General features: G+C 71.0%; 26 protein-coding genes. 18 read left to right on the top strand and 8 right to left on the bottom strand.

What is annotated here, in order from left to right; translation table 11 throughout:
- Window positions 1–72 precede the first annotated feature (72 nt).
- From ettA to ACWCO3_RS10075, 4 genes are all read left to right on the top strand, one after another.
- Window positions 73–1,749, top strand: coding sequence for an energy-dependent translational throttle protein EttA (gene ettA, locus ACWCO3_RS10090; RefSeq protein WP_145779325.1), 1,677 nt, complete (start codon window positions 73–75; stop codon window positions 1,747–1,749).
- 12 nt (window positions 1,750–1,761) lie between these two features.
- Complete coding sequence (locus ACWCO3_RS10085) at window positions 1,762–2,211, top strand: acyl-CoA thioesterase (RefSeq protein ID WP_145779326.1); 450 nt, start codon at window positions 1,762–1,764, stop codon at window positions 2,209–2,211.
- A complete protein-coding gene (locus tag ACWCO3_RS10080) occupies window positions 2,208–2,936 on the top strand; it encodes a hypothetical protein (RefSeq protein ID WP_358053587.1) in 729 nt (242 codons plus the stop codon). Before ACWCO3_RS10085 ends, ACWCO3_RS10080 begins: the two co-directional genes overlap by 4 nt.
- Window positions 2,937–3,067: 131 nt before the next feature.
- Complete coding sequence (locus tag ACWCO3_RS10075) at window positions 3,068–3,652, top strand: type III secretion system chaperone family protein (RefSeq protein WP_145779328.1); 585 nt, start codon at window positions 3,068–3,070, stop codon at window positions 3,650–3,652.
- A gap of 21 nt (window positions 3,653–3,673) precedes the next feature.
- Here the strand turns inward: ACWCO3_RS10075 and ACWCO3_RS10070 are convergent, their stop codons facing one another.
- From ACWCO3_RS10070 to ACWCO3_RS10060, 3 genes are all read right to left on the bottom strand, one after another.
- The gene (locus tag ACWCO3_RS10070; protein WP_145779329.1) at window positions 3,674–4,102 is read right to left on the bottom strand and encodes a globin; all 429 of its coding nucleotides are present in this window, start codon (window positions 4,100–4,102) and stop codon (window positions 3,674–3,676) included.
- 131 nt (window positions 4,103–4,233) lie between these two features.
- Window positions 4,234–5,613, bottom strand: a complete 1,380-nt coding sequence (locus ACWCO3_RS10065; protein ID WP_145779330.1) for an MFS transporter — start codon at window positions 5,611–5,613, stop codon at window positions 4,234–4,236.
- 233 nt (window positions 5,614–5,846) lie between these two features.
- A complete protein-coding gene (locus tag ACWCO3_RS10060) occupies window positions 5,847–6,905 on the bottom strand; it encodes a mechanosensitive ion channel family protein (RefSeq protein ID WP_423437870.1) in 1,059 nt (352 codons plus the stop codon).
- A gap of 412 nt (window positions 6,906–7,317) precedes the next feature.
- On the opposite strand from ACWCO3_RS10060, the gene ACWCO3_RS10055 reads away from it, so the two are divergent.
- Entirely contained in the window at window positions 7,318–7,854 is a 537-nt protein-coding gene (locus tag ACWCO3_RS10055; RefSeq protein WP_030333470.1) for an HNH endonuclease, read from the top strand.
- A gap of 40 nt (window positions 7,855–7,894) precedes the next feature.
- Here the strand turns inward: ACWCO3_RS10055 and ACWCO3_RS10050 are convergent, their stop codons facing one another.
- A complete protein-coding gene (locus ACWCO3_RS10050; RefSeq protein WP_450009460.1) occupies window positions 7,895–9,481 on the bottom strand; it encodes a DUF6194 family protein in 1,587 nt (528 codons plus the stop codon).
- A 54-nt stretch (window positions 9,482–9,535) separates the two neighbouring features.
- Here ACWCO3_RS10050 and ACWCO3_RS10045 point away from each other — a divergent pair, with 54 nt between their 5' ends.
- Window positions 9,536–10,264 (top strand): MerR family transcriptional regulator, encoded by a 729-nt coding sequence (locus ACWCO3_RS10045; RefSeq protein ID WP_450009458.1) that lies wholly within the window; start codon window positions 9,536–9,538, stop codon window positions 10,262–10,264.
- On the opposite strand, the gene ACWCO3_RS10040 is transcribed toward ACWCO3_RS10045, so the two are convergent.
- From ACWCO3_RS10040 to ACWCO3_RS10030, 3 genes are all read right to left on the bottom strand, one after another.
- Window positions 10,255–11,034, bottom strand: a complete 780-nt coding sequence (locus ACWCO3_RS10040; protein WP_450009469.1) for a class F sortase — start codon at window positions 11,032–11,034, stop codon at window positions 10,255–10,257. The two genes, ACWCO3_RS10045 and ACWCO3_RS10040, sit on opposite strands and share 10 nt — an antisense overlap.
- A gap of 75 nt (window positions 11,035–11,109) precedes the next feature.
- Window positions 11,110–11,634 (bottom strand): hypothetical protein, encoded by a 525-nt coding sequence (locus ACWCO3_RS10035; protein ID WP_450009457.1) that lies wholly within the window; start codon window positions 11,632–11,634, stop codon window positions 11,110–11,112.
- 106 nt (window positions 11,635–11,740) lie between these two features.
- The gene (locus tag ACWCO3_RS10030) at window positions 11,741–12,205 is read right to left on the bottom strand and encodes an Lrp/AsnC family transcriptional regulator (RefSeq protein ID WP_145779335.1); all 465 of its coding nucleotides are present in this window, start codon (window positions 12,203–12,205) and stop codon (window positions 11,741–11,743) included.
- A gap of 148 nt (window positions 12,206–12,353) precedes the next feature.
- Here ACWCO3_RS10030 and ACWCO3_RS10025 point away from each other — a divergent pair, with 148 nt between their 5' ends.
- From ACWCO3_RS10025 to ACWCO3_RS09975, 11 genes are read left to right on the top strand one after another with little or no spacing between them, the layout of a single operon-like run.
- The gene (locus tag ACWCO3_RS10025) at window positions 12,354–13,256 is read left to right on the top strand and encodes a tryptophan 2,3-dioxygenase (RefSeq protein ID WP_145785479.1); all 903 of its coding nucleotides are present in this window, start codon (window positions 12,354–12,356) and stop codon (window positions 13,254–13,256) included.
- 14 nt (window positions 13,257–13,270) lie between these two features.
- Complete coding sequence (gene kynU / locus ACWCO3_RS10020; protein ID WP_145779336.1) at window positions 13,271–14,551, top strand: kynureninase; 1,281 nt, start codon at window positions 13,271–13,273, stop codon at window positions 14,549–14,551.
- Window positions 14,548–15,885 (top strand): FAD-dependent oxidoreductase, encoded by a 1,338-nt coding sequence (locus ACWCO3_RS10015; RefSeq protein WP_450009454.1) that lies wholly within the window; start codon window positions 14,548–14,550, stop codon window positions 15,883–15,885. Before kynU ends, ACWCO3_RS10015 begins: the two co-directional genes overlap by 4 nt.
- A 23-nt stretch (window positions 15,886–15,908) precedes the next feature.
- The gene (locus ACWCO3_RS10010; RefSeq protein WP_450009466.1) at window positions 15,909–17,390 is read left to right on the top strand and encodes a 2-hydroxymuconic semialdehyde dehydrogenase; all 1,482 of its coding nucleotides are present in this window, start codon (window positions 15,909–15,911) and stop codon (window positions 17,388–17,390) included.
- 20 nt (window positions 17,391–17,410) lie between these two features.
- Entirely contained in the window at window positions 17,411–18,208 is a 798-nt protein-coding gene (locus ACWCO3_RS10005) for a 2-keto-4-pentenoate hydratase (protein ID WP_145779339.1), read from the top strand.
- Complete coding sequence (locus tag ACWCO3_RS10000) at window positions 18,205–19,137, top strand: acetaldehyde dehydrogenase (acetylating) (RefSeq protein ID WP_145779340.1); 933 nt, start codon at window positions 18,205–18,207, stop codon at window positions 19,135–19,137. Before ACWCO3_RS10005 ends, ACWCO3_RS10000 begins: the two co-directional genes overlap by 4 nt.
- Complete coding sequence (gene dmpG, locus ACWCO3_RS09995) at window positions 19,134–20,225, top strand: 4-hydroxy-2-oxovalerate aldolase (RefSeq protein WP_145779341.1); 1,092 nt, start codon at window positions 19,134–19,136, stop codon at window positions 20,223–20,225. Before ACWCO3_RS10000 ends, dmpG begins: the two co-directional genes overlap by 4 nt.
- On the top strand, window positions 20,222–20,995 hold the full coding sequence (locus ACWCO3_RS09990; RefSeq protein WP_145779342.1) for a 2-keto-4-pentenoate hydratase: 774 nt from the start codon (window positions 20,222–20,224) through the stop codon (window positions 20,993–20,995). The genes dmpG and ACWCO3_RS09990 overlap by 4 nt, the downstream gene beginning before the upstream one ends.
- Window positions 20,992–21,414, top strand: a complete 423-nt coding sequence (locus ACWCO3_RS09985) for a RidA family protein (RefSeq protein WP_145779343.1) — start codon at window positions 20,992–20,994, stop codon at window positions 21,412–21,414. Before ACWCO3_RS09990 ends, ACWCO3_RS09985 begins: the two co-directional genes overlap by 4 nt.
- Window positions 21,411–21,935: a 3-hydroxyanthranilate 3,4-dioxygenase gene (locus ACWCO3_RS09980; RefSeq protein ID WP_145779344.1), complete on the top strand. Its 525-nt coding sequence runs from the start codon at window positions 21,411–21,413 to the stop codon at window positions 21,933–21,935. The genes ACWCO3_RS09985 and ACWCO3_RS09980 overlap by 4 nt, the downstream gene beginning before the upstream one ends.
- Window positions 21,935–22,945 carry an amidohydrolase family protein gene (locus ACWCO3_RS09975; protein ID WP_450009451.1) on the top strand — a complete coding sequence of 337 codons (1,011 nt, stop codon included), beginning with the start codon at window positions 21,935–21,937 and terminating at the stop codon, window positions 22,943–22,945. Before ACWCO3_RS09980 ends, ACWCO3_RS09975 begins: the two co-directional genes overlap by 1 nt.
- A 28-nt stretch (window positions 22,946–22,973) precedes the next feature.
- On the opposite strand, the gene ACWCO3_RS09970 is transcribed toward ACWCO3_RS09975, so the two are convergent.
- Entirely contained in the window at window positions 22,974–24,647 is a 1,674-nt protein-coding gene (locus tag ACWCO3_RS09970; protein ID WP_450009465.1) for an FG-GAP-like repeat-containing protein, read from the bottom strand.
- Between the two features lie 267 nt (window positions 24,648–24,914).
- Here ACWCO3_RS09970 and ACWCO3_RS09965 point away from each other — a divergent pair.
- A partial coding sequence (locus tag ACWCO3_RS09965; RefSeq protein ID WP_450009449.1) for an amidase family protein occupies window positions 24,915–25,422 on the top strand: 508 nt, incomplete at its 3' end.

The following is a 25,422-nucleotide window of genomic DNA, read 5'->3' as shown; positions in this document are numbered from 1 at the left end:
GCGGCGGGCGGTCCTCGCAGCCCGCGCCGCGCCGCCGATCAGCGACAGCAACCGACGGAGGTAGCCCGCACCGTGGCCCAGTACATCTACGTCCTGGAAAAGGCGCGCAAGGCGCACGGCGACAAGGTCGTGCTCGACAACGTGACGTTGAGCTTCCTGCCGGGGGCCAAGATCGGTGTGCTCGGTCCGAACGGCGCCGGCAAGTCCAGCCTTCTCAAGATCATGGCAGGGTTGGACAAGCCGAGCAACGGCGAGGCCCGGCTCATGCCCGGCTACACCGTCGGCATGCTCGCCCAGGAGCCCCCGCTCAACGAGGCCAAGACCGTGCTCGGCAACGTCGAGGAGGCGGTCGCCGAGACCAAGGCCAAGCTGGAGCGGTTCAACAAGATCGCCGAGCAGATGGCGACCGACTACTCCGACGAGCTGATGGAGGAGATGGGCAAGCTCCAGGAGGAGCTCGACCACCTCGACGCCTGGGACGTCGACTCCAAGCTCGAACTGGCCATGGACGCGCTGCGCTGCCCGCCGCCGGACGCCGACGTGACCCAGCTCTCCGGTGGTGAGCGTCGCCGGGTCGCCCTCTGCAAGCTGCTGCTGGAGGCGCCCGACCTGCTGCTGCTCGACGAGCCCACCAACCACCTGGACGCGGAGAGCGTCTCCTGGCTGGAGCAGCACCTGGCGAAGTACGCGGGCACCGTCATGGCGATCACCCACGACCGGTACTTCCTCGACAACGTGGCCAACTGGATCCTCGAGCTGGACCGTGGCCGGACCTACCCGTACGAGGGCAACTACTCCACCTACCTGGAGAAGAAGGCCGCCCGCCTGGCCGTCGAGGGCCGCCGCGACGCCAAGATGAAGAAGCGCCTCACCGAGGAGCTGGAGTGGGTCCGCTCCAACGCCAAGGCCCGGCAGACCAAGTCGAAGGCCCGCCTCGACCGGTACGACGAGATGGCCACCGAGGCGGAGAAGACCCGCAAGCTGGACTTCGAGGAGATCCAGATCCCGCCGGGCCCGCGCCTGGGCAGCACGGTGATCGAGGCGAACAACCTCAGCAAGGGCTTCGGCGACCGGCTGCTGATCGACAACCTGTCGTTCTCGCTGCCGCGCAACGGCATCGTCGGCATCATCGGCCCCAACGGCGTCGGCAAGACCACGCTGTTCAAGACCATCGTCGGGCTGGAGGAGCCGACCGGCGGCGAGGTCCGGGTCGGCCCCACCGTCTCGCTGTCGTACGTCGACCAGAACCGCGAGGGCCTCAACGGCGACAAGACCGTCTGGGAGGTCGTCTCCGACGGCCTGGACTACCTGATGGTGGGCAAGGTCGAGATGCCGTCGCGGGCGTACATCGCCGCGTTCGGCTTCAAGGGACCGGACCAGCAGAAGCCGACGAAGGTGCTCTCCGGTGGTGAGCGCAACCGGCTCAACCTGGCGCTGACCCTGAAGATCGGCGGCAACGTCATCCTGCTCGACGAGCCGACGAACGACCTGGACGTGGAGACGCTGTCCAGCCTGGAGAACGCCCTGCTGGAGTTCCCCGGCTGCGCCGTGGTCATCTCGCACGACCGGATGTTCCTGGACCGCGTCGCCACGCACATCCTGGCCTGGGAGGGCGACGACCAGGACCCGTCCAGGTGGTTCTGGTTCGAGGGCAACTTCGAGGCGTACGAGAAGAACAAGATCGACCGCCTCGGCGCGGAGGCCGCCCGGCCGCACCGGGTGACCTACCGCAAGCTGACCCGCGACTGACCGGCGGAAACGGTGTCCGACCGGTTCGTCTACCACTGCACGCTGCGCTGGTCCGACCTGGACGCGTACGGCCACGTCAACAACTCGCGCTTCCTCACCCTGTACGAGGAGGCGCGGGTGGCGTTGATGTTCGCCGGCGGCCGGGCCTGGGGGGTCGGCTCGTTCGCCGACGGGGTGGTGATCCGCCGGCACGAGGTCGACTACCTGCGCCCGGTCGACTACGCGTTGGGTCGGGCCACCGCGGAGGCCGCGCCGACCGTCCGGATCGAGCTGTGGGTGGAGGAGATCCGGGCCTCCCGGTTCACCGTCGCCTACGAGTTGTACGACGGTGAGGTGCTGGCCAGCCGTGCCCGCTCGGTGCTGGTGCCGTTCGACCTGACCCGCCAGGTGCCCCGGCGGATCACTCCGGAGGAGCGGGACTTCCTGCTCACGTACGCCCCGCAGGGCGGAGGTGTGGTGTGACCCGACCGGGTACGACGGAGCCGGGCCGGGCGGCAGCGACTCCGACACACGGGGTTGCCGGGGTGGCGGACGCCGGTGCCTTCCTGGCCCGTCTGGTCCGGCTGGATCCGCTCGCACCGGTCCGGCTGCGTCCGGCCGGCGGCCCTGACCGGGTCGCCCTCTGGGCCCGGCTGCCCTGGCAGGTCCTGGTGGTCCGCACGGTGGCCGGCGGGCCGGCCGAGGACGTCACGGTGGCCGCCGCCGAGTTGCTGGCCGAGTTGGAGCGCGGTGGCGTGGCCCTGCCGACGCGTCGGGACGCGCAGTGGCGGTGGCCGCTGCCCCCGGCGCGGAGCAGGCAGGTGGAGGTGCTGCCCGTCGTTGAGCTGCGCCGGATCGCGCAGGCAGCGGCGGGCACCCTGCGGACGGCCAGCGAGCAGGGAGTGGCCGGCCGCGCGGTGGGCCAGCGTGCTCTACGCGACGCGTTGCTCGACCACGTGGCGGTGCTGGTCACTCCGGAAGAGGCGCCCGCCGTCCCGGTGGAGGTGCCGCAGCGGCTGGTGCAGGCGGTGGTCCGGATGGGCTTCCTCGGGGCCGCTGACGGCCCGTCCGCCGGCCCCGGCGACCCCAACGTTCAGGTGCGGGTGGCGGGTCGCTGGGTCGGCCTGGTGGGACCATACGGAGCCGCATGGTCGCAGAAGGCCACGGATCTTGCCGTAACACCCCTGAGTACTCGTCCGAAAGGATGACCCCTGGTCATTCTTCTGGGCTGGGGCGGTCGTTGGGGGGGTGCCTCAACTCGGCTGTCCGGGTACCGTCCATCCTCGGATCCAACGCACCGTAGGCGGCTGGATCCGCTGGGGAGTGAGGTGCGCGAGCGATGCCGTGGTGGTCATGGCGCCCCGGTCCCGCCGACGGCGGCGATCCGGAAACCCGAAGCGGGATCACGATGGAAAGCGCGGTCCGAATCGGGCCGCCCAGCCCTCGCCAGCCGGGCGACGACTGCCCGTCCAACGAGCGGCCCGTGCTGACCGAGATGCCCGCCACCGTCGAGGCGGTGAGTCTGCGCCGGGTCTGCGACGCACTCGACCTGCTCGACGTGCGCTATCTGGCCGACGGCGACGGCAACCTGCTGGCCATGTGGGAGCGGCACGCCGTGCTGGTCACCCTCGAAGGGCCAGAGGACGAGATCCTGGTCATGCGGGCACGCCCGCACGCCACGGTCCCGCCGGACTGGGCTGACCGGGCGTACCGGGTGGTGAACGAGTGGAACCACACCCGCCGGTTCTGCAAGGCGTACATCGGCGACCCGACCGAGCGAGGGCAGCTGCCGATCTACGCCGAGCTCCAGGTGCCGCTCGGTGCCGGCACCCACGACGCGCTGCTGGTCGAGATGCTCGACTGCGGCGCGGCGGTGGCCACCAGCTTCGTGGACTGGCTGCACGACGAGGGCGCGCTGCTCTGACGCCGCGCGCGCCCGGCTGGGTCAGACGCCGTTGGCCGGGTCGTCCTCGACGTTGACCATGAAGTACGCGGCCCGCTCCAGGTAGTCCCAGAGCGTGGCGTCGATCTCCGGCTCCAGGTCGAGCCGGTCCACCGCGCGGCGCATGTTCCGCAACCAGGCGTCCCGCTCGGCCGCGCCGATCCGGAAGGGCGCGTGCCGCATCCGCAACCGCGGGTGGCCGCGCTGGGCGGAGTACGTGTTGGGGCCGCCCCAGTACTGCATCAGGAACAGGGTCATCCGCTCCGCGGCCGGCCCCAGGTCTTCCTCCGGATACATGGGCCGCAGCAGGGGATCGGTGGCGATACCGGCGTAGAACTCGTCGACCAGCCTGCGGAAGGTGGGCTCGCCGCCGACCGCTTCGAAGAGGGTCATCGACGCACCAGGACGGTCGGATTCACCTGCGGGGTTCACCGTTCCATCCTGCCAGGTGTGCTCCGCGCCGACCCGACCCGCACGGCGTGCGTCGGATCACGCCGGGTCGACGGGCCCGGATGCCCGAGATCGCCGACCCGGCCGGCTCGCGTCGGCGTCGGCCCGGCGAATCAGGTGACCGCGTGGCGGCGGTGTCCGTCGCCGGAACGCGGCTCGGGAGCGCCGGCCGTGCCACCGTTGCCGGGGCGCCCCGTGCTGTGAGGTGCTTCGGTGTTGGCCGCCGACGCCTCGGCGATCGCGTCGTCCACAGTCTGCCGGTCCGGCCAGCTCAGCGTGGCCACCGCCATGAGCACGACGCCAGCCGCACTCCAGAGCCCGACCACCACCGGGATGGGGAACCGATCGGCGAGTAGCCCGGTGGCCAGCACCGCGAGACCCTGGATCACCTGCACGCCGGAGGCCATCACACCGAAGGCGCGGGCGCGGAAGCCATTGGGCAGTGCCTGGACGAACAGCCCGTTGGCCATCGGCAGCATGCCGGCGACCGCGAAACCGCAGAGGGCGGCCAGCAACGCCACCACCAGCGGTGGCGGGTTCAACAGCGCCGGCACCAGCGCCAGCGGGGCGAAGACCGCGAGCGGCCGCATCAGCTTCATCCGGCGTGCCGGCCCGAAGAGCCGGCTCACCAGCAACCCGCCGAGGATGAAACCGACCGGGTTGGCCACCATGATCACCGCTTGGGCCGCACCCGTGCTCAGACCACCCTTGGCGCCCTCGTTGGCCCAGGCCGCGGCGAGGCCCTCGGGGACGATCGAGAAGAGCATGGCGCTGAACACCAGCACCGCGATCGACCGCAGCACCGGAGTGCCGAACACAATGCTGAAACCCTGGCGGGTCTCCCGCAGCAGATGGCTGCGGTGTGCGGGAGTCATGGACGCCGGCCGGTCCCGTACGCCGAGTCGCACCAGCAGCGCCGACAGGCCGAACGTCGCCGCGTTGAACAGCAACGCGACCTCCGGGTCGATCGAGGCGACGGCGGCGCCGAACACGTACCCGACGACCTGGGCGGCCTGCCCGATGCTGCTGTTGAGGGACAGCCCGAGCACCAGCCGGTCCCCGCTGAGCATCTGCGGCATCAGCGCGGACTTCGCCGCCTGGCTCGGCGGATTGGCCAGCGTGGCCGCGAAGATCAGCGCCAGCACCGCCTGATACGGCAGCGTGGGGATGGCGATCAGCAGCATCAACGCCATCCGGATGACGTCACACGCCACCATCACCCGTCGGTACGGATACCGCTCCGCGAGCGCGGCGAGCACGGGACCACCGAGCAACCAGGGCAGGAAACTGACGGCGAAGGCGGTTGCGGAGAGTGCGACGGAGCGGGTCTGCTGGTAGACCAGAAGGGTGACGGCTGCCTTCGCGACGTAGTCGCCGACCCAGGAGAGCGCGCCAGCAACGAAGACGGCCCGAAACTCGTGCTGGGCGAACACCTCGCGAAATGTGGCTGGGCCTTCCGCGGAAGGTCGTTCGTCGGGCACCGTCGCCTCCATCGGCCCCGGTTTGGCCGCTCGTGGCAGCCCGGCCGGAAGCACTCGTCAGATCTGCGGATCAGCGAGGATGTGATCACGCTCCGGCGGGAACGCGTGCCCCGGATTCTGCCCGATCGTCTGACAACTAGCTAGGGCGAACGGATCGATCGTCGCTTCCCCGACTGAACGAACGGACGATACCTGAGGGGCCAGGCGGCTCGCGACCCCTGCATCGGCGGCCAGTTTCGCGTGGGTCAGGTGGCGCCGCCCTGACCGGTCTCGTTGTCGGACAACGGCCGGGTCGGCAGCCCGGGAAAGATGCGGGCGGCAGCGATCTGCGCGGTGATCCCCGAGTTCTCCAGCGCCTCTGCGAGCCGCCGACGCAGCTCCCGGCCCACCGCGAACTGCCCGTCCGCTGTCGTCTTCACCACCGTCCGGATGACCGCCCCGTCGACAGTCACCTGCTCGACACCCAGCACCTCCGGCGCCTCGACGATCTCCGGAGAGAGCTCCGGGTCCACAGCGACCGAGGCCGCTGCGGTCCGCAGGACGGCGGTGGCCTCCTCGGTGCTGTTGAACCCGATCGGCAGGTCCACCACCACCAGGGCCCAGCCCTGGCTCTTGTTGCCCACCCGGATGATCTCGCCGTTGCGGATGTACCAGAGCACCCCGCGACCGTCGCGCACTGTGGTGACGCGCAGACCGACCGCCTCGACCACGCCCATCGCCTCACCCAGGTCGACGTTGTCGCCCACGCCGTACTGGTCCTCGATCAGCATGAAGAGGCCGGCGATCAGGTCCTTGACCAGGCTCTGCGCGCCGAAGCCCAGTGCCACGCCGGCGATCCCCGCGCTGGCCAGCAACGGAGCCAGGTCGAAGCTGAACTCGCGCAGGATCATCAGCAGGGCGATGCCGAAGACGAACGCGGTGGTCAGGCTTCGCAGCACGGATCCGATCGCCTCGGCGCGCTGCCGTCGCCGCTCGGGCACGAACTCGGCGGGGTCGACCGCCGCGCTGGGCACCCGTTCGCGCAGGGGGCGCAGCATCGTCGGCACCGCACCGTCGGTGGTCGTCCGGACCAGCCGGTTGATCGTCCGGTGCACCGCCCAGCGGGCCACCATCGCCAGTGCCAGGATCAGCAGCACCCGTAGCGGCTTGAGCAGGATCCAGTAACTGCCCTCGGCGAACCAGGCCGACCTGGTCAACTCGTACAGGAACTCGCAGGAGGAACTGCCCTGGCAGTTCACCGAAACGGCATCGGACAGGGCAAGGGGCGTCACGCTGGCGGCACTCACCTTGTCTTCGTACCGCAAGGGGCCGGAGGGTCCGTCGCCGACCCACCGGCCGGGTGACCTGTCGCCGTGGTCGGCATGCCGCTGCCAGTGCGGCGAGCTTGCCGATCATGCCCGTGACGATAGGGCCCGGTGTCATGCCTTCTGGTCGGCGACGGCCGTCGGAGCGTAGGTCAAGCGCTCCGGAGCTGACCAGCGGTCTCGACCAGTGCCCGGCAACGCCGGACTTCTCCCAGGTCGGCATGGCGATCGGGCCCGACGCGGATGATCCTCATACCCCATGAGGGATTAGTACGTGCAATCCGGGGTCCGATCAGGGACTATTGGCGCAACGGACGTCGGTGATCGGCCCGACGCCGATCGGTTGGGCCGTCGTGCCCTGCCCCGGTCGGCGGCGGTTCCCAGCAGCCGCTGAACCGGGAGGGTGATCGCGATGCCTGACATACGACCCACGGTGGGCTCCGGCGCGTTGGTCCTCAACGCCACCTACGAGCCGCTGTGTGTCGTGTCGGTGCGCCGAGCCGCGATCCTCGTCCTCTCCGCCAAGGCAGTCTGCGTCGCCGACGGCGACGGCATCCTGCACAGCGCCCGCGACGCGCTGCCGGTGCCGTCAGTGGTCCGGTTGACGCGCTTCGTCCGGGTGCCCTACCGAACGCACGTCGGGCTGTCGCGACGTGCGATCTTCGCCCGGGACGGGTGGCGGTGCGCCTACTGCCGAGGTCCGGCCGAGACCATCGACCATGTCTTTCCGCGCAGCCGGGGTGGCCGGCACGCCTGGGAGAACGTGGTCGCCGCGTGCGCCCGCTGCAACCACACCAAGGGTGACAAGACCCCGGCCGAGATGGGCTGGCGGTTGCACGCGTTACCGGCCGCGCCGAAGGGCACCGCCTGGCGGGTCCTCGGGCACCGCGCGCCCGACCCCCGCTGGGCCGACTGGCTCGACCTGCGCGAGCCCGAAGCCGCGGCCTGATTCCCCGTCGCGGTCGGGACCGAGGCGCATGATGACCGGCTCACTCCTGCTGGTCGGCTGTCCGGCGTGCCGCGCGCTCGTGCCGCTTTGTCGCGCGGGCGTGCGCGATGGCGAGTAGCCGGTCGATCTCGGGCAGCATCTGCGGGCCGGGCATGACGACGCTGCCGAAGGCGTACAGGGCGTAGCACGGGTGCGGCAGGAGGGTGTCCAGCCGGGCGAAGTCGAATGCGTCCCGGTGGTCCTCGAACGCCTTGGGCGGAAAGCCGAACAGCCGCTCGAACTCGGCTCGGCCCAGGTCCAGGTTGAGGCGGAAGACCCCGGGTCGGTCCAGCTGGGAGGCCTCGTCGAAGCCGGGCACGTCGTGCTCGACGATGGTGGCGAACGGCTGGCGTCGGTCCGGACCGACAGAGAAGAACCGGTCGCCCCAGGCGCCCTCGGGCGAGCCGTTCTCCTCGCTCGCCACCACCTGCTCGACGCCGGGAAGCGCGAGGATGCGAGCGGCGAGCACATTCGGGTCGACGCCGGTCGGGATGTGCAGGACGGCGTCGGCGTTCTCGACGGCGGCCTGATCCAGTGGGAAGTACCGGTAGTCGTGCTCCCGCCGTTCCGCTGGGCCGATGTCGGAGGCTCGGACATAGCCGGGAAGGCTGACCGTCTGCTGGAGTCTGCCCTCGTAGGTCGACGCGGCGGGTGCCGCGATGTCGAGCGTCGGGCTCACGCCGAGGCTGCCGACGATCACCGCGTACCGGTCACCCAGCAGCGATGCGACGATCGCGCCGGCACCCGCCCACGACATCTCCGTTCCGCCCATCGTCATCGTGCTCCCGTGACGCTGGAGGTGCGTGTTGTGCGCGAAGACCATCGTCGGCCCACGGTCTGCCTCGGCCGCCCGGATCGCGAGCAGGTTCTCGGCCATCAGCGCGTCCCGCACCCCGGCCAGGCGGGCGAAGCGCTCCTCCGGCGGCAGTGGCGCGGCGGCCGCGGCGTGGTAGCGCAGCAGGGCGACCGCGGACGTGGCGTGGACGAATGCCGCCTGCCAGCCCTCGGGTCGCCGAGGGGCCTGGAGGTACAGCTCGGTCAGCAGGTCGTCGGCGATCACCCGCAGACGCTGGGCGTCGGTCGAGCGCCCGACTGACCTGCCCGGCTCCCAGATCGCGGCAGTGTCGCTCCACCGCGCCTCGTCCCCGACCAGGGCATCGATCTCCGCCTCCCGGTCGTCGCAGAGGAAGTGGCACACCCGGGTGAGGTGGCGCCGCGGACTCGGGGCGCCCTCGATCTCCAGCGGGGCGTCGAAGCCGTGGAACCTCAGGCGCTCGCGGTCCGGCCGCCCGGCGTTCCACTCGCGCATGCGCAGGAGCAGGTCACGGTTGGCCGGTGCGCTGCCGAACCCGTGGCTGAACCCCTCGGTGAGCGCGCGGTCGAGCGGCACGGCCGCGCCCTGAACGAACTCGTCCGCGATCAGTCCCGCGGCCCGGTCGCTCTCCAGGGCGATCGACCGGTAGCCATGCTCGGCCAGCGTCAGGAAGGCCTCGTTGCGGAGCTGGAGGAAGGCGGACTCGCCGTGCGTCGGCTCGCCGAGCGCCAGCAGGGACGGTGATCCGACGAGCAGGTCGAGAAGGGTGGTCATTGCATCAACCGTATCGTTGAACCACCCGTTTAAGCTTCCGAGCGAAGGAGCGCGGTGGAGGCTGTCAAACCCTCAAACGGCGGTAAGTACCGGCCGGTCGACCTGGCCCGCCGGCACGGGCTCTCCGCGCAGGCTGTCCGCAACTACGAGCGGGAGGGCGTCCTGCCGCCCGCCGAGCGCACCCCGAACGGCTACCGTCGGTTCACCGAGGTGCACGCCAAGGCGTTGAGCGCCTACCTGGCGCTGATCGCGGGCCACGGTCATGCGGCGAGCGGCGACATCATGCGCGCCGTCAACCGGGGCGAGATCGACACCGCTCTGCGCACGATCGACCAGAGTCACGGCCTGCTGCACCGCGACCGGGAAACCTTGGACGCGGTCGAGACGGCGGTCGCCACGCTCGTCGGGGCAGAGCCCGCACCGCAGAGTCGAGCTGCCGTACCGATCAGCGTGGTGGCACACCGGCTCGGTCTGCGACCCGCGACCCTGCGCAAGTGGGAGCTGGCCGGCGTTCTGCGCCCGCAGCGCGACCCCGGCACCCGGCACCGCGTCTACGCACCTGACGACGTCCGGGACGCGGAACTCGCCCACCTGCTCCGCAGGGGCGGCTACCGGCTCGACCACATCGCCACCGTGCTGCGTCGGGTACGCGACGCCGGCGGCGCCGAAGCACTCGCCGGATCACTGAGCCAGTGGCGGAAACGGCTCACCGAGCGCGGTCAGGCCATGCTCACCGGGGCCGGACGGCTCGCCGAGTACCTCGACAGCCGACCTCAGCCATGACGTGCCTTGACCAGCGACGCGAAGACCACCACGTTGTCCGAGTAGCCGGTCTCACCGCCGACCCACTGGCCGCCGCAGGTGATCAGCCGCAGGCTCGGGCGGCTGAAGTCGCCGTACACCTCGTCCACCGGCAGTCGCCCCTTGTCGAACCGTTCCACCGAATCCACCTCGAAGACCGCCACGCTCTGGTCGGTGCGGGTGACCTCGATCTGGTCACCGGAGCGCAGTTCGCGGAGCTGGTGGAAGACCGCCGGCCCGCTGGTGGTGTCGACGTGCCCGACGATCACCGCCGGGCCGTACTGGCCAGGGGTGGGCCCCTGGTCGTACCAGCCGGCCTCCTGGGCGCGGGTCGCGTCCGGTACGGCGATGGTGCCGTCCGGGGCGATGCCCACGTCGTGCACCGGTGCCCGCAGGTCGATCTTCTCGATGGCGAGGCTGGTCGGACGGCTCGACGACAGCACCGGGAACTTCTTCGGCGGCTGTCGCAGGCCGGCGCTGATCCGGTCCGGCAACAAACTCATTCCGGTCACCTGCTCGACGCCGAGCATCGCCACGATCAGCACCATCAGCGTGGCGACGGCCAGCACCGGCAGTCCCGGGCTCGTACCGAAGCGGCGTCGGGTCAACGGCGACGGTGCTCCGGCCGGACGCCTCGGTGACAGTGGCTGGGCGGCCGGATCGGTGGTGGTGACGCTGGCCAACCCGGCCTGCCCGGCGACCCGACGCAACCGGCGGGAGGCACGGGCCACCAGCCGGCCGGACGCGCGCAGCGCCGGCCCGGCCCGGAGGCGGGCGCGGCGGTCCGGCCGCGCACGCGCGGATCTGCGGGTCATGGGTCGTCCGGCTCAGGAGCCGGCTCCGCTCCGACGCCGACCGCCGGCCATGCCGAGCGCGATGGCGGTGCCTACCAGTGCCACGCCGCCGAGCACCAGCAGCGAGCCGGTGCCGCGACCGCCGGCCGTCCCACCGCCCCCGGTCGCCGGTCCCTTGCTGGGTGAGGCCATGTTCAGCACGGTCAGCGTGGTCGAGGCCGTCTGCCCGTTCTCGCAGCGCAGGTCGACCGGGTAGTCACCGGCCTGCTTGTCCCTCGGGATGGAGGCCTGCGCGGTCAGGAAGCCCTTGTCCGGCCTGAGCGTCACGTGCCCGAACGCGTCGGAGTGGACGCTGGACTGCCGGCTGTTGTTGTCGTTGTCGCAGCTCGCCCGGATGGTGACCCGACTACCGGCTTGGGCGCTGTTCGGTGTCACCTCGACGAAGGTGTTCTCACCGGCACGCGCCGGGGCGGCCGACATCAGGACGAACGCCCCGATCAGCCCCACCAGTGTCAGTACGGACGAGAGCGCGCGGTTGACAGTGCGGATTCCCTGCATGATTACCCCCCAACCGGCGACGACCGCCGGAACCCTCCCCTGGGCACGCGCGCTGCTTTCCCGCTGGCGCGGGGGCAAACCCGCAGGCGGGCAGGGGTGGGGTGGGTCAGCGTTGGCGCGGGGTGGCAGGGGCCGAGGGGAGCGGGGTGATCGGCTGCCAGCCCAGCGGGGAGGAGAGGACCATCGTGCTGGACGGTTGGCCGTACGGGGCGAGCCGGTCGATCACTCCCTCGAACGCGCCGATCGACCCGGCGGCCACCTTCAGCACGCTGCACGCGTCCCCGGTGATCCGGTGGATCTCCAGGATCTCCGGCCAGCCCGCGACGGACGAGTCGTGCAGGATGCACCGCGCGCCGTAGCAGGACATCCGGATCAGGGCGACCACCGTGCGACCGGCCCGGCTGAGGTCGACGTGGGCGTGGTAGCCGGTGATGACGCCCGACTCCTCCAGCCTGCGGACCCGCTCCGCGACGGACGGTGGCGACAGGTGCACCCGCCGGGACAGCTCGCTGAAGGAGAGCCGCGCGTCGGCCTGCAACTCGCGCAGCAGCGCCCAGTCCATGTCGTCCACGCTCAGACCTTACTTTCGTGAACCGACTTCGCCTAGTTGCCTTTGGTTCGCCAGGAGATGGCGGCGAGAGCCGTTGATTTGGCATTCCACAGGCCGTTCCGACCGCGGGATCATGACGTCGGCCAGTCCGGGGGAGGGAGACGAGATGGTGGATCAGACGGAGCGGCGGGCGCCGAACCGCCGCGCCACGGTGCGACCGGTGACCCCTGTGCAGCGTGCGCAGCAGGCCGAACGTACCGGCGGCGAGCCGACGCTGGAGTTCGCCGACATGGTGCCGTACGACGCGTACGTGCAGGCCAGCGCCCTGCACCAGATGCAGCACCCGCTCAGCAGCGACCCGGGCGAGATGTCCTTCCTCATGGTCAGTCAGATCATGGAGCTGTACTTCGGGTTGACCTGCCACGAGCTGCGGGAGACCCAACGGTTGATCCGCGCCGACCAGGTCTGGGAGTCGTTGGCCCCGTTGCGCCGGGCCAAGCTGCACCTGGAAGGGCTCAATGCCGCCTGGCAGGGTCTGCGCTGGATGAGCCCGGCCGACTTCAACCGGTTCCGCAACCTGCTCGGCGAGGCCTCCGGCTTCCAGTCGGCCATGTACCGGCAGTTGGAGTTTCTCCTCGGGCTGCGCGACCCGACGCTGATCCGACCGTTCCGTCGGCAGACCGAGGTGTACGCCGCGTTGACCACCGCGCTGGCCGCCCCGAGCCTGTGGGACGACGTGGTCGCGCTGCTCGCCCGGCGTGGCTTCGACCTCCCCGCCGACCTGCTCGACCGGGACGTGGCCGTCGAACACGATCCCCAGCCGTCGGTCGAGGCGGCCTGGGTGCGGATCTACGACGACGCTTCCCCGGACAACCACCTGCGGATGCTCGGCGAGGCGCTGAGCGCGGTGGCCGAGGAGTTCGGCGACTGGCGCTGGAACCACGTCAAGGCGGTGCAGCGGACGATGGGTGCGAAGGTCGGCAGCGGAGGCTCCGCCGGCCTGGCGTGGCTGCAACGCAGCATGGCCCGGGTGGTCTTCCCGGAGCTGTGGTCGGCCCGCACCGCGATGTGACCGGAGAGCGAGACATGCACACCCCTGTTCAAGAAGCACACCGCCTGGACGAGTCCGACCCGGGCCACCGGCACCTGTTCCACGTGCCGCCGGCCGACGGCGGCGACCACAGCGAGTCGGCGTACCTCGCCGGCAACTCGCTCGGCCTGCAACCCCGGGCCACCCGCGACGAACTCCTCGCCGACCTGGACGCCTGGGGGCGGCTCGGCGTCGAGGGGCACGTCGAGGCGGAGCGCGCCTGGTTGCCGTACCACGAGCTGTTGACAGCGCCGGCCGCGCGACTGGTCGGCGGCCGGCCCGCGGAGACGGTGGTGATGAACTCGCTCACTGTCAACCTGCACCTGCTGATGGTCAGTTTCTACCGCCCGGCCGGCGCCCGCACCCGCATCGTCATCGAGGACGCCGCGTTCCCCTCGGACAGCTACGCGGTGCGCAGCCAGGCCCGGTTCCACGGCCTGGACCCGGACGACACCGTGGTCCGGCTGCGCCCGCGCGACGGCGAGACCTCGCTGCGCACCGAGGACGTGACCGACTACCTGGCCGCCGAGGGCGACCGGGTGGCCCTGGTGCTGCTCGGCGGGGTCAACTACCTCACCGGTGAGCTGCTGGACATCCCGGCGATCACGGCTGCCGGGCGGGCTGCCGGCGCGGTGGTCGGTTGGGATCTGGCCCACGCGGTCGGCAACGTGCCGCTGGCCCTGCACGACTGGGACGTCGACTTCGCCGCCTGGTGCTCCTACAAGTACCTGAACTCCGGCCCCGGTGCCCTGGCGGGTGTCTTCGTGCACGAGCGGCACCTCGGCGATCCGGACCTGCCCCGTTTCGAGGGTTGGTGGAGCACCGCGGCGGCCACCCGGTTCGAGATGACGCCGGTATCCCGGCCACCGGCCACTGTGGAGGCCTGGCAGATCTCCAACCCGCCGATCTTCGCGATGGGCCCGGTGCGTACCTCGCTGGAGCTGTTCGACACTGTCGGCATGCCGGCGTTGCGGGCCCGCAGCCTGCGACTCACCGGCTGGTTGGAGTCGCTGCTCGACGAGGTCGTGGTCGACCGGCCGCTGCGCGTGGTCACCCCGCGCGACCCGGCCCGGCGTGGCTGCCAACTCTCGGTGCGCATCGGCGCCGGCAGCGCCGCCGAGCTGACCAAACGCCTGCGGTACGAACACGGCGTCATCGCCGACGCCCGTGAACCGGACATCGTCCGGTTCGCCCCGGTGCCGCTCTACTCCACGTACCTCGACTGCTGGCGTGCCGCTGCCGCGTTGGCGGCTACGGTGGGCCGGGTGACCTCATGACGAAGCAGCGCGACGAGGTCGCGATCATCGGTGCCGGGCTGGCCGGCTGTCTGGCCGCGTGCTTCCTGGCCCGACGGGGCTATCCGGTGGCCCTCTACGAGCGCCGCTCCGACCCACGCAACGGCACGGCCGAGCGGGGCCGCTCGATCAACCTTGCGCTCTCCGAGCGCGGCCTGGACGCGTTGCGCCGCATCGGGCTCGCCGAGCAGGTCATGACCGACGCGCTGCCGATGCGGGGCCGGATGATCCACCCGGTCGAGGGGGAGCAGCAGTTCCAGTCGTACAGCGCCGCCGGTGACCGGGCGATCAACTCGATCAGTCGGGGCGCGTTGAACAACGCCCTGCTGGACGAGGCCGCCGCGCTGCCCGGGGTGCGGGTCGTCTTCGACCACCGGCTCGTCGGGCTCGACCCGACCGACGGCTCGCTGAGCTTCGACACCCCGCAGGGCACTGTCGCGGCCAAGGCGTCGGTGGTGCTGGGCGCCGACGGGGCCGGCTCCGCGGTGCGGGGGCAGTTGCTCGCGTACGGGCTGCTGGACGAGAGCGTGGACTTCCTCGACTACGGCTACAAGGAGTTGACGATCCCGCCGCTGGGCGGTGACTTCGCCCTGGACCCGGACGCCCTGCACATCTGGCCGCGGGGCACCTCGATGATGATCGCGCTGCCGAACCCGGACCGCTCCTTCACCTGCACGCTGTTCTGGCCCAACGACGGTGCCGGCAGCTTCGCCTCGCTGACCGGCCCGGCGGAGATCGAACGGCACTTCGCCGAGCACTACCCGGACGTCGTTCCGCTGGCCCCGAACCTGGTCGACGACTACCAGCAGAATCCGGTGGGCGTGCTCGGCACGGTCCGCTGCACGCCCTGGCAGGTCAACGGGAACGTCGGCCTGCTGGGAGACGCGGCGCACGCGATCGTGCCCTTCTACGGTCAGGGCGCCAACTGCGCGTTCGAGGACGTGGTCGAGCTGGACCGCTGCCTGGACGAGTGCGCCGACGACTGGGCGGCGGCGTTGCCGCTGTTCCAGCGACGCCGGCGGGAGAACGCCGAAGCCATCGCGACGATGGCGCTGACCAACTTCGTGGAGATGCGGGACAAGGTCGCCTCACCGGTCTTCCAGGCGCGGCGGCGGGTGGAGCACGCGTTGGAACGGGCCCTGCCCGGCCGGTACGTTTCGCAGTACGAACTGGTGTCGTTCTCCACCACCCCGTACGCGGAGGTGCGCCGCCGGGTGCGCCGGCAGCACCGGGTGCTCGGCGCGGTCGTCGGCGGAGCTGCGGTGCTCCTGGTCGGCGCGATCGGCGCGGCACTCAGTCGAGGGAGGCGAGCATGACCGGCACCTGGGATCCACAATTGATGGCCGGCCACGGGCACGGTGAACCGCAGCGGCTGCGCAACTTCGTCGCCGGTGAGTTCGTCGACGGAGGGTCGACGTTCACGAAGGCCAGCCCGGTGACCGGCGAGCAGGTCTTCGAGGTCGTCGAGGCGTCGAAGGCCACCGTGGACGACGCGGTGGCCGCCGCCCGGGCGGCGCTACGCGGGCCGTGGGGCCGGATGGGCGAGCGGGAACGGGCCGAGGTGCTGCGCCGGGTCGCCGACGAGCTGGAGCGCCGCTTCGACGACCTGGTCACCGCCGAGGTCGCCGACACCGGCAAGTCCATCGCGCAGGCCCGCACGCTGGACATCCCTCGTGGGGCGGCGAACTTCCGGGCGTTCGCGGAGATCGTGGCGACCGCGCCCACCGAGTCGTTCACGACTGTCACCCCGACCGGCGGCCGGGCGCTCAACTACGCGGTGCGGAAGCCGGTCGGCGTGGTCGCTGTCATCGTGCCGTGGAACCTGCCGCTGCTGCTGCTCACCTGGAAGGTGGCCCCGGCGTTGGCCTGCGGCAACGCCGTGGTGGTCAAGCCCAGCGAGGAGACGCCCGCCTCGGCGACGCTGCTCGCCGAGGTGATGGCCGCCGCAGGCGTGCCGGAGGGCGTGTTCAACCTGGTGCACGGGTTCGGGCCTGACTCGGCGGGGGAGTTCCTCACCCGCCACCCGGGTGTGGACGCGATCACCTTCACCGGCGAGTCGGCCACCGGCGGCGCGATCATGCGGGCCGCCGCCGACGGCGTGAAGGCGGTCAGCTTCGAGCTGGGCGGCAAGAACGCCGGCCTGGTCTTCGCCGACGCCGACCTGGACGCCGCGGTGGCCGGCTCGGTGCGGTCCAGCTTCACCAACGGCGGGCAGGTGTGCCTCTGCACCGAGCGCATCTACGTGCAGCGTCCGGTCTTCGAGGAGTTCACCGCCCGACTGGCGAAGCGGGCCGGCGAGCTGGCGTACGGCTGGCCGACCGACGAGGCGACCGCCACCATGCCGCTGATCTCCCACCAGCACCGGGCGAAGGTGCTCGGCGCGTACGGCCTGGCCCGGGCCGAGGGCGCCGAGGTGCTGACCGGCGGCGGCTCGCCCACCTTCGGCGACACCCGCGACGGCGGGTCGTACGTGCAGCCGACAGTTCTCACCGGGCTCGGCCCGGACGCCCGCACCAACCGCGAGGAGATCTTCGGCCCGGTGGTGCACGTCGCGCCGTTCGACACCGAGGACGAGGCGTACGCCCTCGCGAACGGCACCGAGTACGGCCTTGCGGCTACCGTGTGGACCCGGGACGTGGGTGTCGCGCACCGGGCCGGTGCCCGGCTGGACGCAGGCATCGTCTGGGTCAACACGTGGTTCCTTCGTGACCTGCGTACCCCGTTCGGCGGGGTGAAGGCGTCCGGCATCGGCCGCGAGGGCGGCGTGCACTCGTTGAACTTCTACTCCGAACTGACGAACGTCTGCGTGGACCTGTCGTGAGCCGTGACGAGGGAGCGGGCATGGAAGCTGACATCGAGGCCGCCAACCGGGAGTTGGCCGACGCCCGCAGCACCGGCAAGCCGTGCCCACCACTGCGTGGGCGGCTGCTGCCGGAGGGCGACGTCGAGTCCGCGTACCGCGTGCAGCAACTCCAGGCGCGGGCCTGGCAGGGCCGCGGCGAACGCCGGGTCGGCGCGAAGATTGGGCTGACCTCCCGGGCGGTGCAGGAGACCTTCGGGGTGTTCCAACCGGACTTCGGCATGCTGACCGACGCCATGGCGGTCGGCGACGGGGTCGAGGTGCCCATCGACCGGCTGCTCCAGCCTCGGGTCGAGGCGGAGATCGCGTTCGTGCTCGACAAGGACCTCCCAGATCCGCAGATCACGACAGTCGACCTGATCCGCGCTGTCGACCACGTGCTGCCGGCGATCGAGATCGTCGACTCGCGGATCGCCGCCTGGGACATCTCCATCGTGGACACCGTCGCCGACAACGCCTCCAGCGGGCTCTTCGTGCTCGGCACCACCCCGCGTCGGCTCGCCGACGTCGACCTGCGGCTGTGCGGCATGGTGCTGGAGCACGCCGGTGAGCCGGTCTCGGTCGGCGCGGGCGCGGCCTGCCTGGGCAACCCGCTGCACGCCCTGCTCTGGCTGGCCGACACCCTCGCCCGCGCCGGTGACCCGCTGCGGGCCGGGGACGTGGTGCTCTCCGGGGCGCTCGGCCCGATGGTGCCGGTCACCCCCGGTGCCGCGTACGAGGCCCGGATCTCCGGGCTCGGCTCGGTGCGCACCTGCTTCAGCAAGGAGGTTTCCGCGTGACCACTGGGGTGGCGGTGCTCGGTTCCGGAAACATCGGCACCGACTTGATGATCAAGGTGTTGCGGCTGAGTGACAGCCTGCGGATGGTGGCGATGGCCGGCATCGACCCCGCCTCCGACGGCCTGGCGCGGGCCCGCCGCCTCGGCGTCGCCACCACCGCCGACGGCGTGGACGGGCTCGTCGCGATGCCCGAGTTCGCCGACGTCGAGCTGGTCTTCGACGCCACCTCGGCCGGTGCGCACCGACGCCACGACGAGGTGCTGCGGGCGCACGGCCGCACCGTGGTCGACCTGACCCCGGCCGCGCTCGGCCCGTACGTGGTGCCGCCGGTCAACCTCGACGAGCACCTGCACGAGCCGAACGTCAACATGGTGACCTGCGGCGGACAGGCCACAGTGCCGATCGTCGCCGCCGTCCGCCGGGTCACCCCGGTGGCGTACGGGGAGATCGTCGCCTCGATCGCGTCCCGCTCGGCCGGCCCGGGTACCCGGGCCAACATCGACGAGTTCACCGAGACCACGGCCCGGGCCATCGAGGTGGTCGGCGGAGCCGAACGGGGCAAGGCGATCATCGTGCTGAACCCGGCGGACCCGCCGCTGCTCATGCGGGACACCGTCTACTGCCTCTGCCCGGACGCCGACGCCGACACCGACGCCATCGCGGCCTCGGTGGCGGACATGGTGGCGACGGTGCAGGAGTACGTCCCCGGTTACCGGCTCAAGCAGGACGTGCAGTTCGACCGGGTCGAGGCGTACCTGCCGACGCTCGGGCGTCAGCTCACCGCCCTGCAGGTGTCGGTCTTCCTGGAGGTCTCCGGCGCCGGGCACTACCTGCCCGCGTACGCCGGCAACCTGGACATCATGACCTCCGCCGCGCTGCGTACCGCGGAGCGGCTGGTCGCCCTGCGGTCGACGGGAGCGGTGGCATGACCGACCTGTACATCCAGGACGTGACGCTGCGCGACGGCATGCACGCCATCGCCCACCGGTACACCGTCGACCAGGTGCGGACGATCGCCGCCGCGCTGGACGCCGCCGGTGTGGCCGCCATCGAGGTGGCGCACGGTGACGGGCTCGCCGGTTCCAGCGTCAACTACGGCCACGGCGCGGCCAGCGACGCCGAGTGGATCTCCGCCGCCGCCGAGGTGCTGACCACGGCGAAGCTGACCACGCTGCTGCTGCCCGGGATCGGCACCATCGCCGACCTGAAGGCGGCGAAGGCGCTCGGGGTGACCAGCGTGCGCATCGCCACGCACTGCACCGAGGCGGACATCTCCGCCCAGCACATCTCGTGGGCCCGGGAGAACGGCATGGACGTCGCCGGGTTCCTGATGATGTCGCACATGAACGATCCGGCCGGGTTGGCCGAACAGGCCAAGCTGATGGAGTCGTACGGGGCGCACTGCGTCTACGTCACCGATTCCGGCGGTCGGCTGCTGATGTCCGACGTGGCGCAGCGGGTCGACGCGTACCGGCAGGTCCTCGCACCGGAGACGCAGATCGGCATCCACGCGCACCACAACCTGTCGCTCGGGGTCGCCAACAGCGTGCTCGCCGTTGAACACGGCCGGATCCTCGGCGACGGTCCACTCGGGTCGCCGTCGGGTCGGACCGTCCGCGTCGACGCCTCCCTCGCCGGCATGGGCGCGGGCGCCGGCAACGCGCCGCTGGAGGTCTTCGTCGCGGTCGCCGAGCTGCACGGTTGGAAGCACGGCTGTGACGTGTTCGCGCTGATGGACGCGGCCGACGACATCGTCCGCCCGTTGCAGGACCGCCCGGTCCAGGTGGACCGGGAGACGCTCTCCCTGGGGTACGCGGGTGTCTACTCCAGCTTCCTGCGGCACGCCGAGCGGGCCTCCGCGAAGTACGGCGTGGACGTTCGGTCGATCCTGGTCGAGCTGGGCCGGCGTCGGATGGTCGGCGGCCAGGAGGACATGATCGTGGACGTCGCACTCGACCTGGCCGGTACGGAGCGTTCGCGTGACCCGCGGTCGCGGACGGAGGATGACGCAGCATGATCGGACCGGACATCGTGGGGATCGCCGACAAGCTGGGCACGGCGGCCGACACGGCCACCGCGATCCCGCAGCTCGCCGCCGAGACCGGCCTGGACGTGGACGCCGCGTACGCCGTGCAGGCCGCGCTGCTCCAGCGCCGTGTCGACGCCGGTCAGCGGCTGGTCGGCCTGAAGATGGGCCTGACCAGCAGGGCGAAGATGGCCCAGGTCGGCGTGGACGAGGTGATCTGGGGGCGGCTCACCGACGCGATGCGGGTGCCCGACGGTGGCGTGGTGGACCCGGCCGCGTTCATCCACCCCCGGGTCGAGCCGGAGGTGGCGTTCCTGCTGGACCGACTGCCCGAACCGGGCGAGCCGGTCGGCGACTTCGCCGACGCGGTCCGCGCGGTCGCCCCGGCCATCGAGCTGATCGACTCCCGGTACGCGGACTTCCGCTTCTCGCTGCCGGACGTGATCGCCGACAACACCTCCGCCGCCGCGTTCGTGATCGGGGCGTGGTCGCCGGTGCCGGCGGGCCTGGACAACCTCGGCGTGCTGCTGGAGGTCGACGGCCGCGTGGCCCAGGTCGGCTCGACGGCCGCGATCCTCGGTGACCCGCGCCGGGCGCTCGACGAGGGCATCCGGCTGGCCGGGCGGCACGGGGTGCGGTTGGAGTCCGGCTGGGTCTTCCTGGCCGGCGCCGCGACAGCGGCCGTTCCGCTGCGTCCCGGCGCACACGTCCGCGCCGTCGTCGAGAAGCTCGGCACCGCGTCGCTGCGGGCTTCGTCGTGACCGCGCGGGTCGTCGCGGGGAAGGCCGTCCCTCGCGGGGCCTTCCCGCACGTCAAGGTGGCGGGCGGGTTCGTCTTCGTCTCGGGTACGTCGTCGCGGCGGCCGGACAACAGTTTCGCCGGTGTCGAGGTTGACGAACTCGGCACTACCAACCTGGACATCCGGGTCCAGACACGCACGGTCATCGAAAATGTGCGGGACCTGCTGCGTTCCGTCGGCGCGGACCTCACCGACCTTGTCCAGGTGACGTCGTACCTGGTCAACATGAACGACTTCGGTGGTTACAACGAGGTCTGGGCGGAGTTCTTCGACGCGTCCGGGCCGACCCGTACGACAGTCGCGGTGCACCAGTTGCCGCACCCGCACCTGCTCATCGAGATCCAGGCCGTGGCCCTTCTTCCCTCAGGAGGTCAGTCGTGAGTGAGATCGCCGAACCGTTCAGCTTTCCGGGCTGGATCGCTGACAATCAGCACCTGTTGAAGCCGCCGGTGGGCAACAAGGAGATGTTCCCCGGCGGCGACGACTTCATCGTGATGGTGGTGGGCGGGCCCAACCAGCGCACCGATTTCCACGTGGACCCGTACGAGGAGTTCTTCTACCAGGTCAAGGGCAACATGCACATCAACCTGATGACCCCGGAGGGGCCGCGTACGGTGCACGTGCGCGAGGGTCAGATGTGGATGTTGCCGCGCAACACTCCGCACTCCCCGCAGCGGCCGGAGGCCGGCTCGATCGGTGTGGTCGTCGAGCGGGTCCGTGAGGAGGGCACGCTGGAGACCTTCCAGTGGTACTGCCCCGAGTGCGGCAACAAGGTGCACGAGGTGGAGTTGCAGGTCCGCGACATCGCCGCCGACCTCCCGCCGGTGTTCCAGGCGTTCTACGCCGACGAGGCGGCGCGTACCTGCGCCAACTGCGGCACCCTGCACCCGGGCAAGGGCTGATGCCCGCAGGTGTGGTCGACGTGCACACGCACGTCGTACCGAAGGGGTGGCCGGACCTCGGCGCGGCGTGCGGTGGGTCCGGCTGGCCGTGGCTGCGGGTCGACTCCGAGCGTGCCGCCATGATCATGGTGGGGGAGACGGAGTTCCGCCCGGTCGGCGCCGAGTGCTGGGACGCGTCCCGGCGGCTGGCCGACATGGACGCCGACGGCGTGGACGTGCAGGTGGTCTCGCCCACGCCGGTCTTCTTCAGCTACGACCGTCCGGCCGACCAGGCGGTGAAGGTCGCCCGGATCTTCAACGACCTGACCCTGGAGGTCACCGCCGCCGGCGGCGACCGGCTGGTGCCGTTCTGTCAGGTGCCGCTCCAGGACCCGGACGCCGCCTGCGCCGAGCTGGACCGCAGCCTCGCCGCCGGCCATGTGGGTGTGGAGATCGGCAACCACGTCGGCGACCGGGATCTGGACGACGCCGGTGTGGTCACCTTCCTCCAGCACTGCGCCGACGTGGGGGCGCCTGTCTTCGTCCACCCGTGGGACATGCCGGACGGTCCGCGGCTGAGCCGCTGGATGGCCCGTTGGCTCACCGGGATGCCCGCCGAGACGCACCTGTCGGTGCTGGCGATGATCCTGGGCGGTGTCTTCGACCGGGTGCCCGAGACGCTGCGGATCTGCTTCGCGCACGGTGGTGGCAGCTTCCCGTTCTGGCTCGGCCGCGCCGACAACGCCTGGCACCGCCGGGGCGACCTGGTGCGTGGCGCGTCCGTCGCCCCGCCCAGCAGCTACGTCGACCGGTTCCTCGTCGACTCGGTGGTCTTCGCGGCGCCCGCGCTGCGGCTGCTGGTCGACACGATGGGGGAGGACCGGGTGCTGGTGGGCAGCGACTACCCGTACCCGCTGGGCGAACGGCCGGCCGGCGCGGTGGTCCGCGACGCCGAATTCCTCACCGACGCCCAACGCGACAAGCTCCGATCCGCCAACGCCCTGCGTTTCCTCGGTAGGCCTCGCCCCTGAGGTGCGAGGCCTACCAACGCCGGTCCGGTCAACTCATGCGCAGGATCCCTGACCAGCCGCCGGTGCCGATCGTGCCCGCCGGGCCGAATCCTCCAGCCGTGCCGAGGTGAAGGAGAAGGTCTCCCGAGTCGGTTGTCGCCCACAGGTCCGCGAGGCCGTCGCCGTTCGCGTCGCCGGGTGACACGACGAGCGGTCGGTCCCCTGACGACCAGGTTCCCGTGCTCGCCTGCTGCCGTGGCAACAGGCCGGTCCCGCCCGCGTTCCGGTAGAGCCACAGTTGGCCGGTGCTCCGCTCCCGCGCCCAGAGGTCGACCCGCCCGTCACCGTCGACGTCACCCGGCGCGAGGACGTCCAGGTTGGCCCACTCGACGCCACCGATGTGCAGCGGGGCGGAAGTGGAGACGCCGGGCTTGGTCGCGGGGGCGCCGGCATGCAGCCAGAGCCCGGTGCTCGACTGGGCCAGAAGGTCCGGGTAGCCGTCGCCGGTGAAGTCACCAGGCAACGCGAGCTGTCTGGTGGTGCTCCAAGCGTTCGGCCGGCCGCCCATCGCCACCCGGCTGCCGAGCGCGCCGCTGCCGCTGTTCGGGTAGACCCAAAGATTGTCACCAATCTTGGCCACCACGTCCTCGTGGCCGTCCCCGGTCCAGTCGCCGCGGTGTCCGACCAGCGCGTCTGTCCAGCCACTGGTACCGACTGCGCGATACGGGTTCAGCAGCCGCCCATTCCCGATTCCCGGGTAGAGCCGCAAGGCCCCGCTGGTGTCCACGGCGACCAGATCCGCCCGGCCGTCGTCGCTGAGGTCGCCGGCCACCGCGGAGCCCGGGCGGGTCTCGAACCAGGCAGCGCCTCGAAGGAGCAGATGATCGGAGAGGCCGGGCTCCACCGCGTCGCCGCGCACGGTGTGGAAGTCCTGCGCGGAGAGGAAGATGTGGTCGAACTTCTTTGGGATGCCGCCCACGATGCTGGTCGGTTCACCACTGCGACAAGCTGCCACCGCGGCGTCCAGACAATCCTGCGTGAAGTACTGGCGGTCGTTCTCGTCGACCTCGGCGAAGGAACCCGTGCCGGGGAGGCCGACGCGGACCGGGTCTGTCGCTGGTGAGGTGGGCACCCCGTTCACGTCGGCCCCGATGATCACCGGTAGTCCAGCGGCCCACTGGTCGACGTGTCCCATCATCTCCGACGAGCCGTTGTCCGGCTTGATGTACTGGGCGAGGTGGGTGCTGCAGGCGAGAGTGGCTCGACCGTCCAGAACGGCGCGTGCGCACAGCACCGCGCGTGGCTCCTGCCCGGTGGGGACGGTCAGGTTGGCCACGTACCGATCGGCCGTCGCAGCCTTGACGAAGACGCCGAGACCGTAGCGGTTGTCCCCTGAAGCGTCCCATTTAGCGCACCCCGAGGCGGCCAGGGTGCTGGTCCAGACAGCCTGGTAGCCGAGGTCGCGCAGGGCGCTCCGCAGGCCGATCCACTGCCCGATACACAGTTCCTGGAGCATCACGGCGTCGGCATTCCAGTCCGTCACCTGTTGGCGAAGGGCCGCAACCCAATCGGCCGTGTCAAGCGGGCTCTGACAATCGTCAGCGCCGCAGACGTTGTAGCTGATGCTGCGCACCGATGGCGCAGTTGACGGATCGACCACATCGGCCCGCGCCGCCGAAACACCACCTGAGAGTGCCGCCGTGACGATGAATATCGTGACCATCCCGGCGAGTGCGGCTCGCCACCGTTGCCACCTGTTCTTCACGACATCCCCGTCCTGACTCTGCGTTCGCCGTTCGGGCGGAGCGTAGTTGTCGATGAACGCGGCGGCTGTCCCCGATTACGCGAGAGGATGCGGTGGATCTGCTTCGCGCACGCGCCGCATCCGTGGACCGCGTGGCGTAGAGCTACGCCGAGGTCCGGTTGGTCCGTTTTCGGCACGCAGCGCGTGTCGGCTGCGCCGAGGGCCGGCGACCGGCAGGATGGCCTGATGGCAGAGCCTCACGACCTGACCGCGTTGGAGCAGGCAGCCGCCGTCGCGCGTGGCGAGCTGTCCAGCGTCGAGCTGGTCGAGCACCACCTGCGGCGGGTGACCGCCCTCGGTGACACAGTGGGCGCCTTCGTCACCGTCACACCGGACCTGGCCCGGGAAGCCGCCCGTGCCGCCGACGCCGCTCCCACCGACGCACGCGGTCCGCTGCACGGTGTGCCGACCGCCATCAAGGACCTGACCCTCACCGCCGGCGTGCGCACCACCTTCGGTTCGGCGGCCTTCCTCGACTTCGTCCCGCCGGTCGACGCCGACGTGGTCCGGTTCATCAAGGCCGCCGGCCTGGTCAGTCTGGGCAAGACGACCACCTCCGAGCTGGGTTGTTCGCTCTACTCGGAGGGTCGGGTCGCTCCGTCCAGGAAGACGCCGCCGGCGGGGGAGCCCCGACCGGCCTTGACCTCGCTGTTGATCGCACGGGCCACCTCGTCACGGGGCAGCAGCTCCGGCG

The sequence above is a fragment of the Micromonospora sp. NPDC002411 genome, from assembly GCF_053592955.1.
Note: the sequence above shows the minus strand (reverse complement) of the source record. Positions and strands in the feature narration are given on the sequence as shown.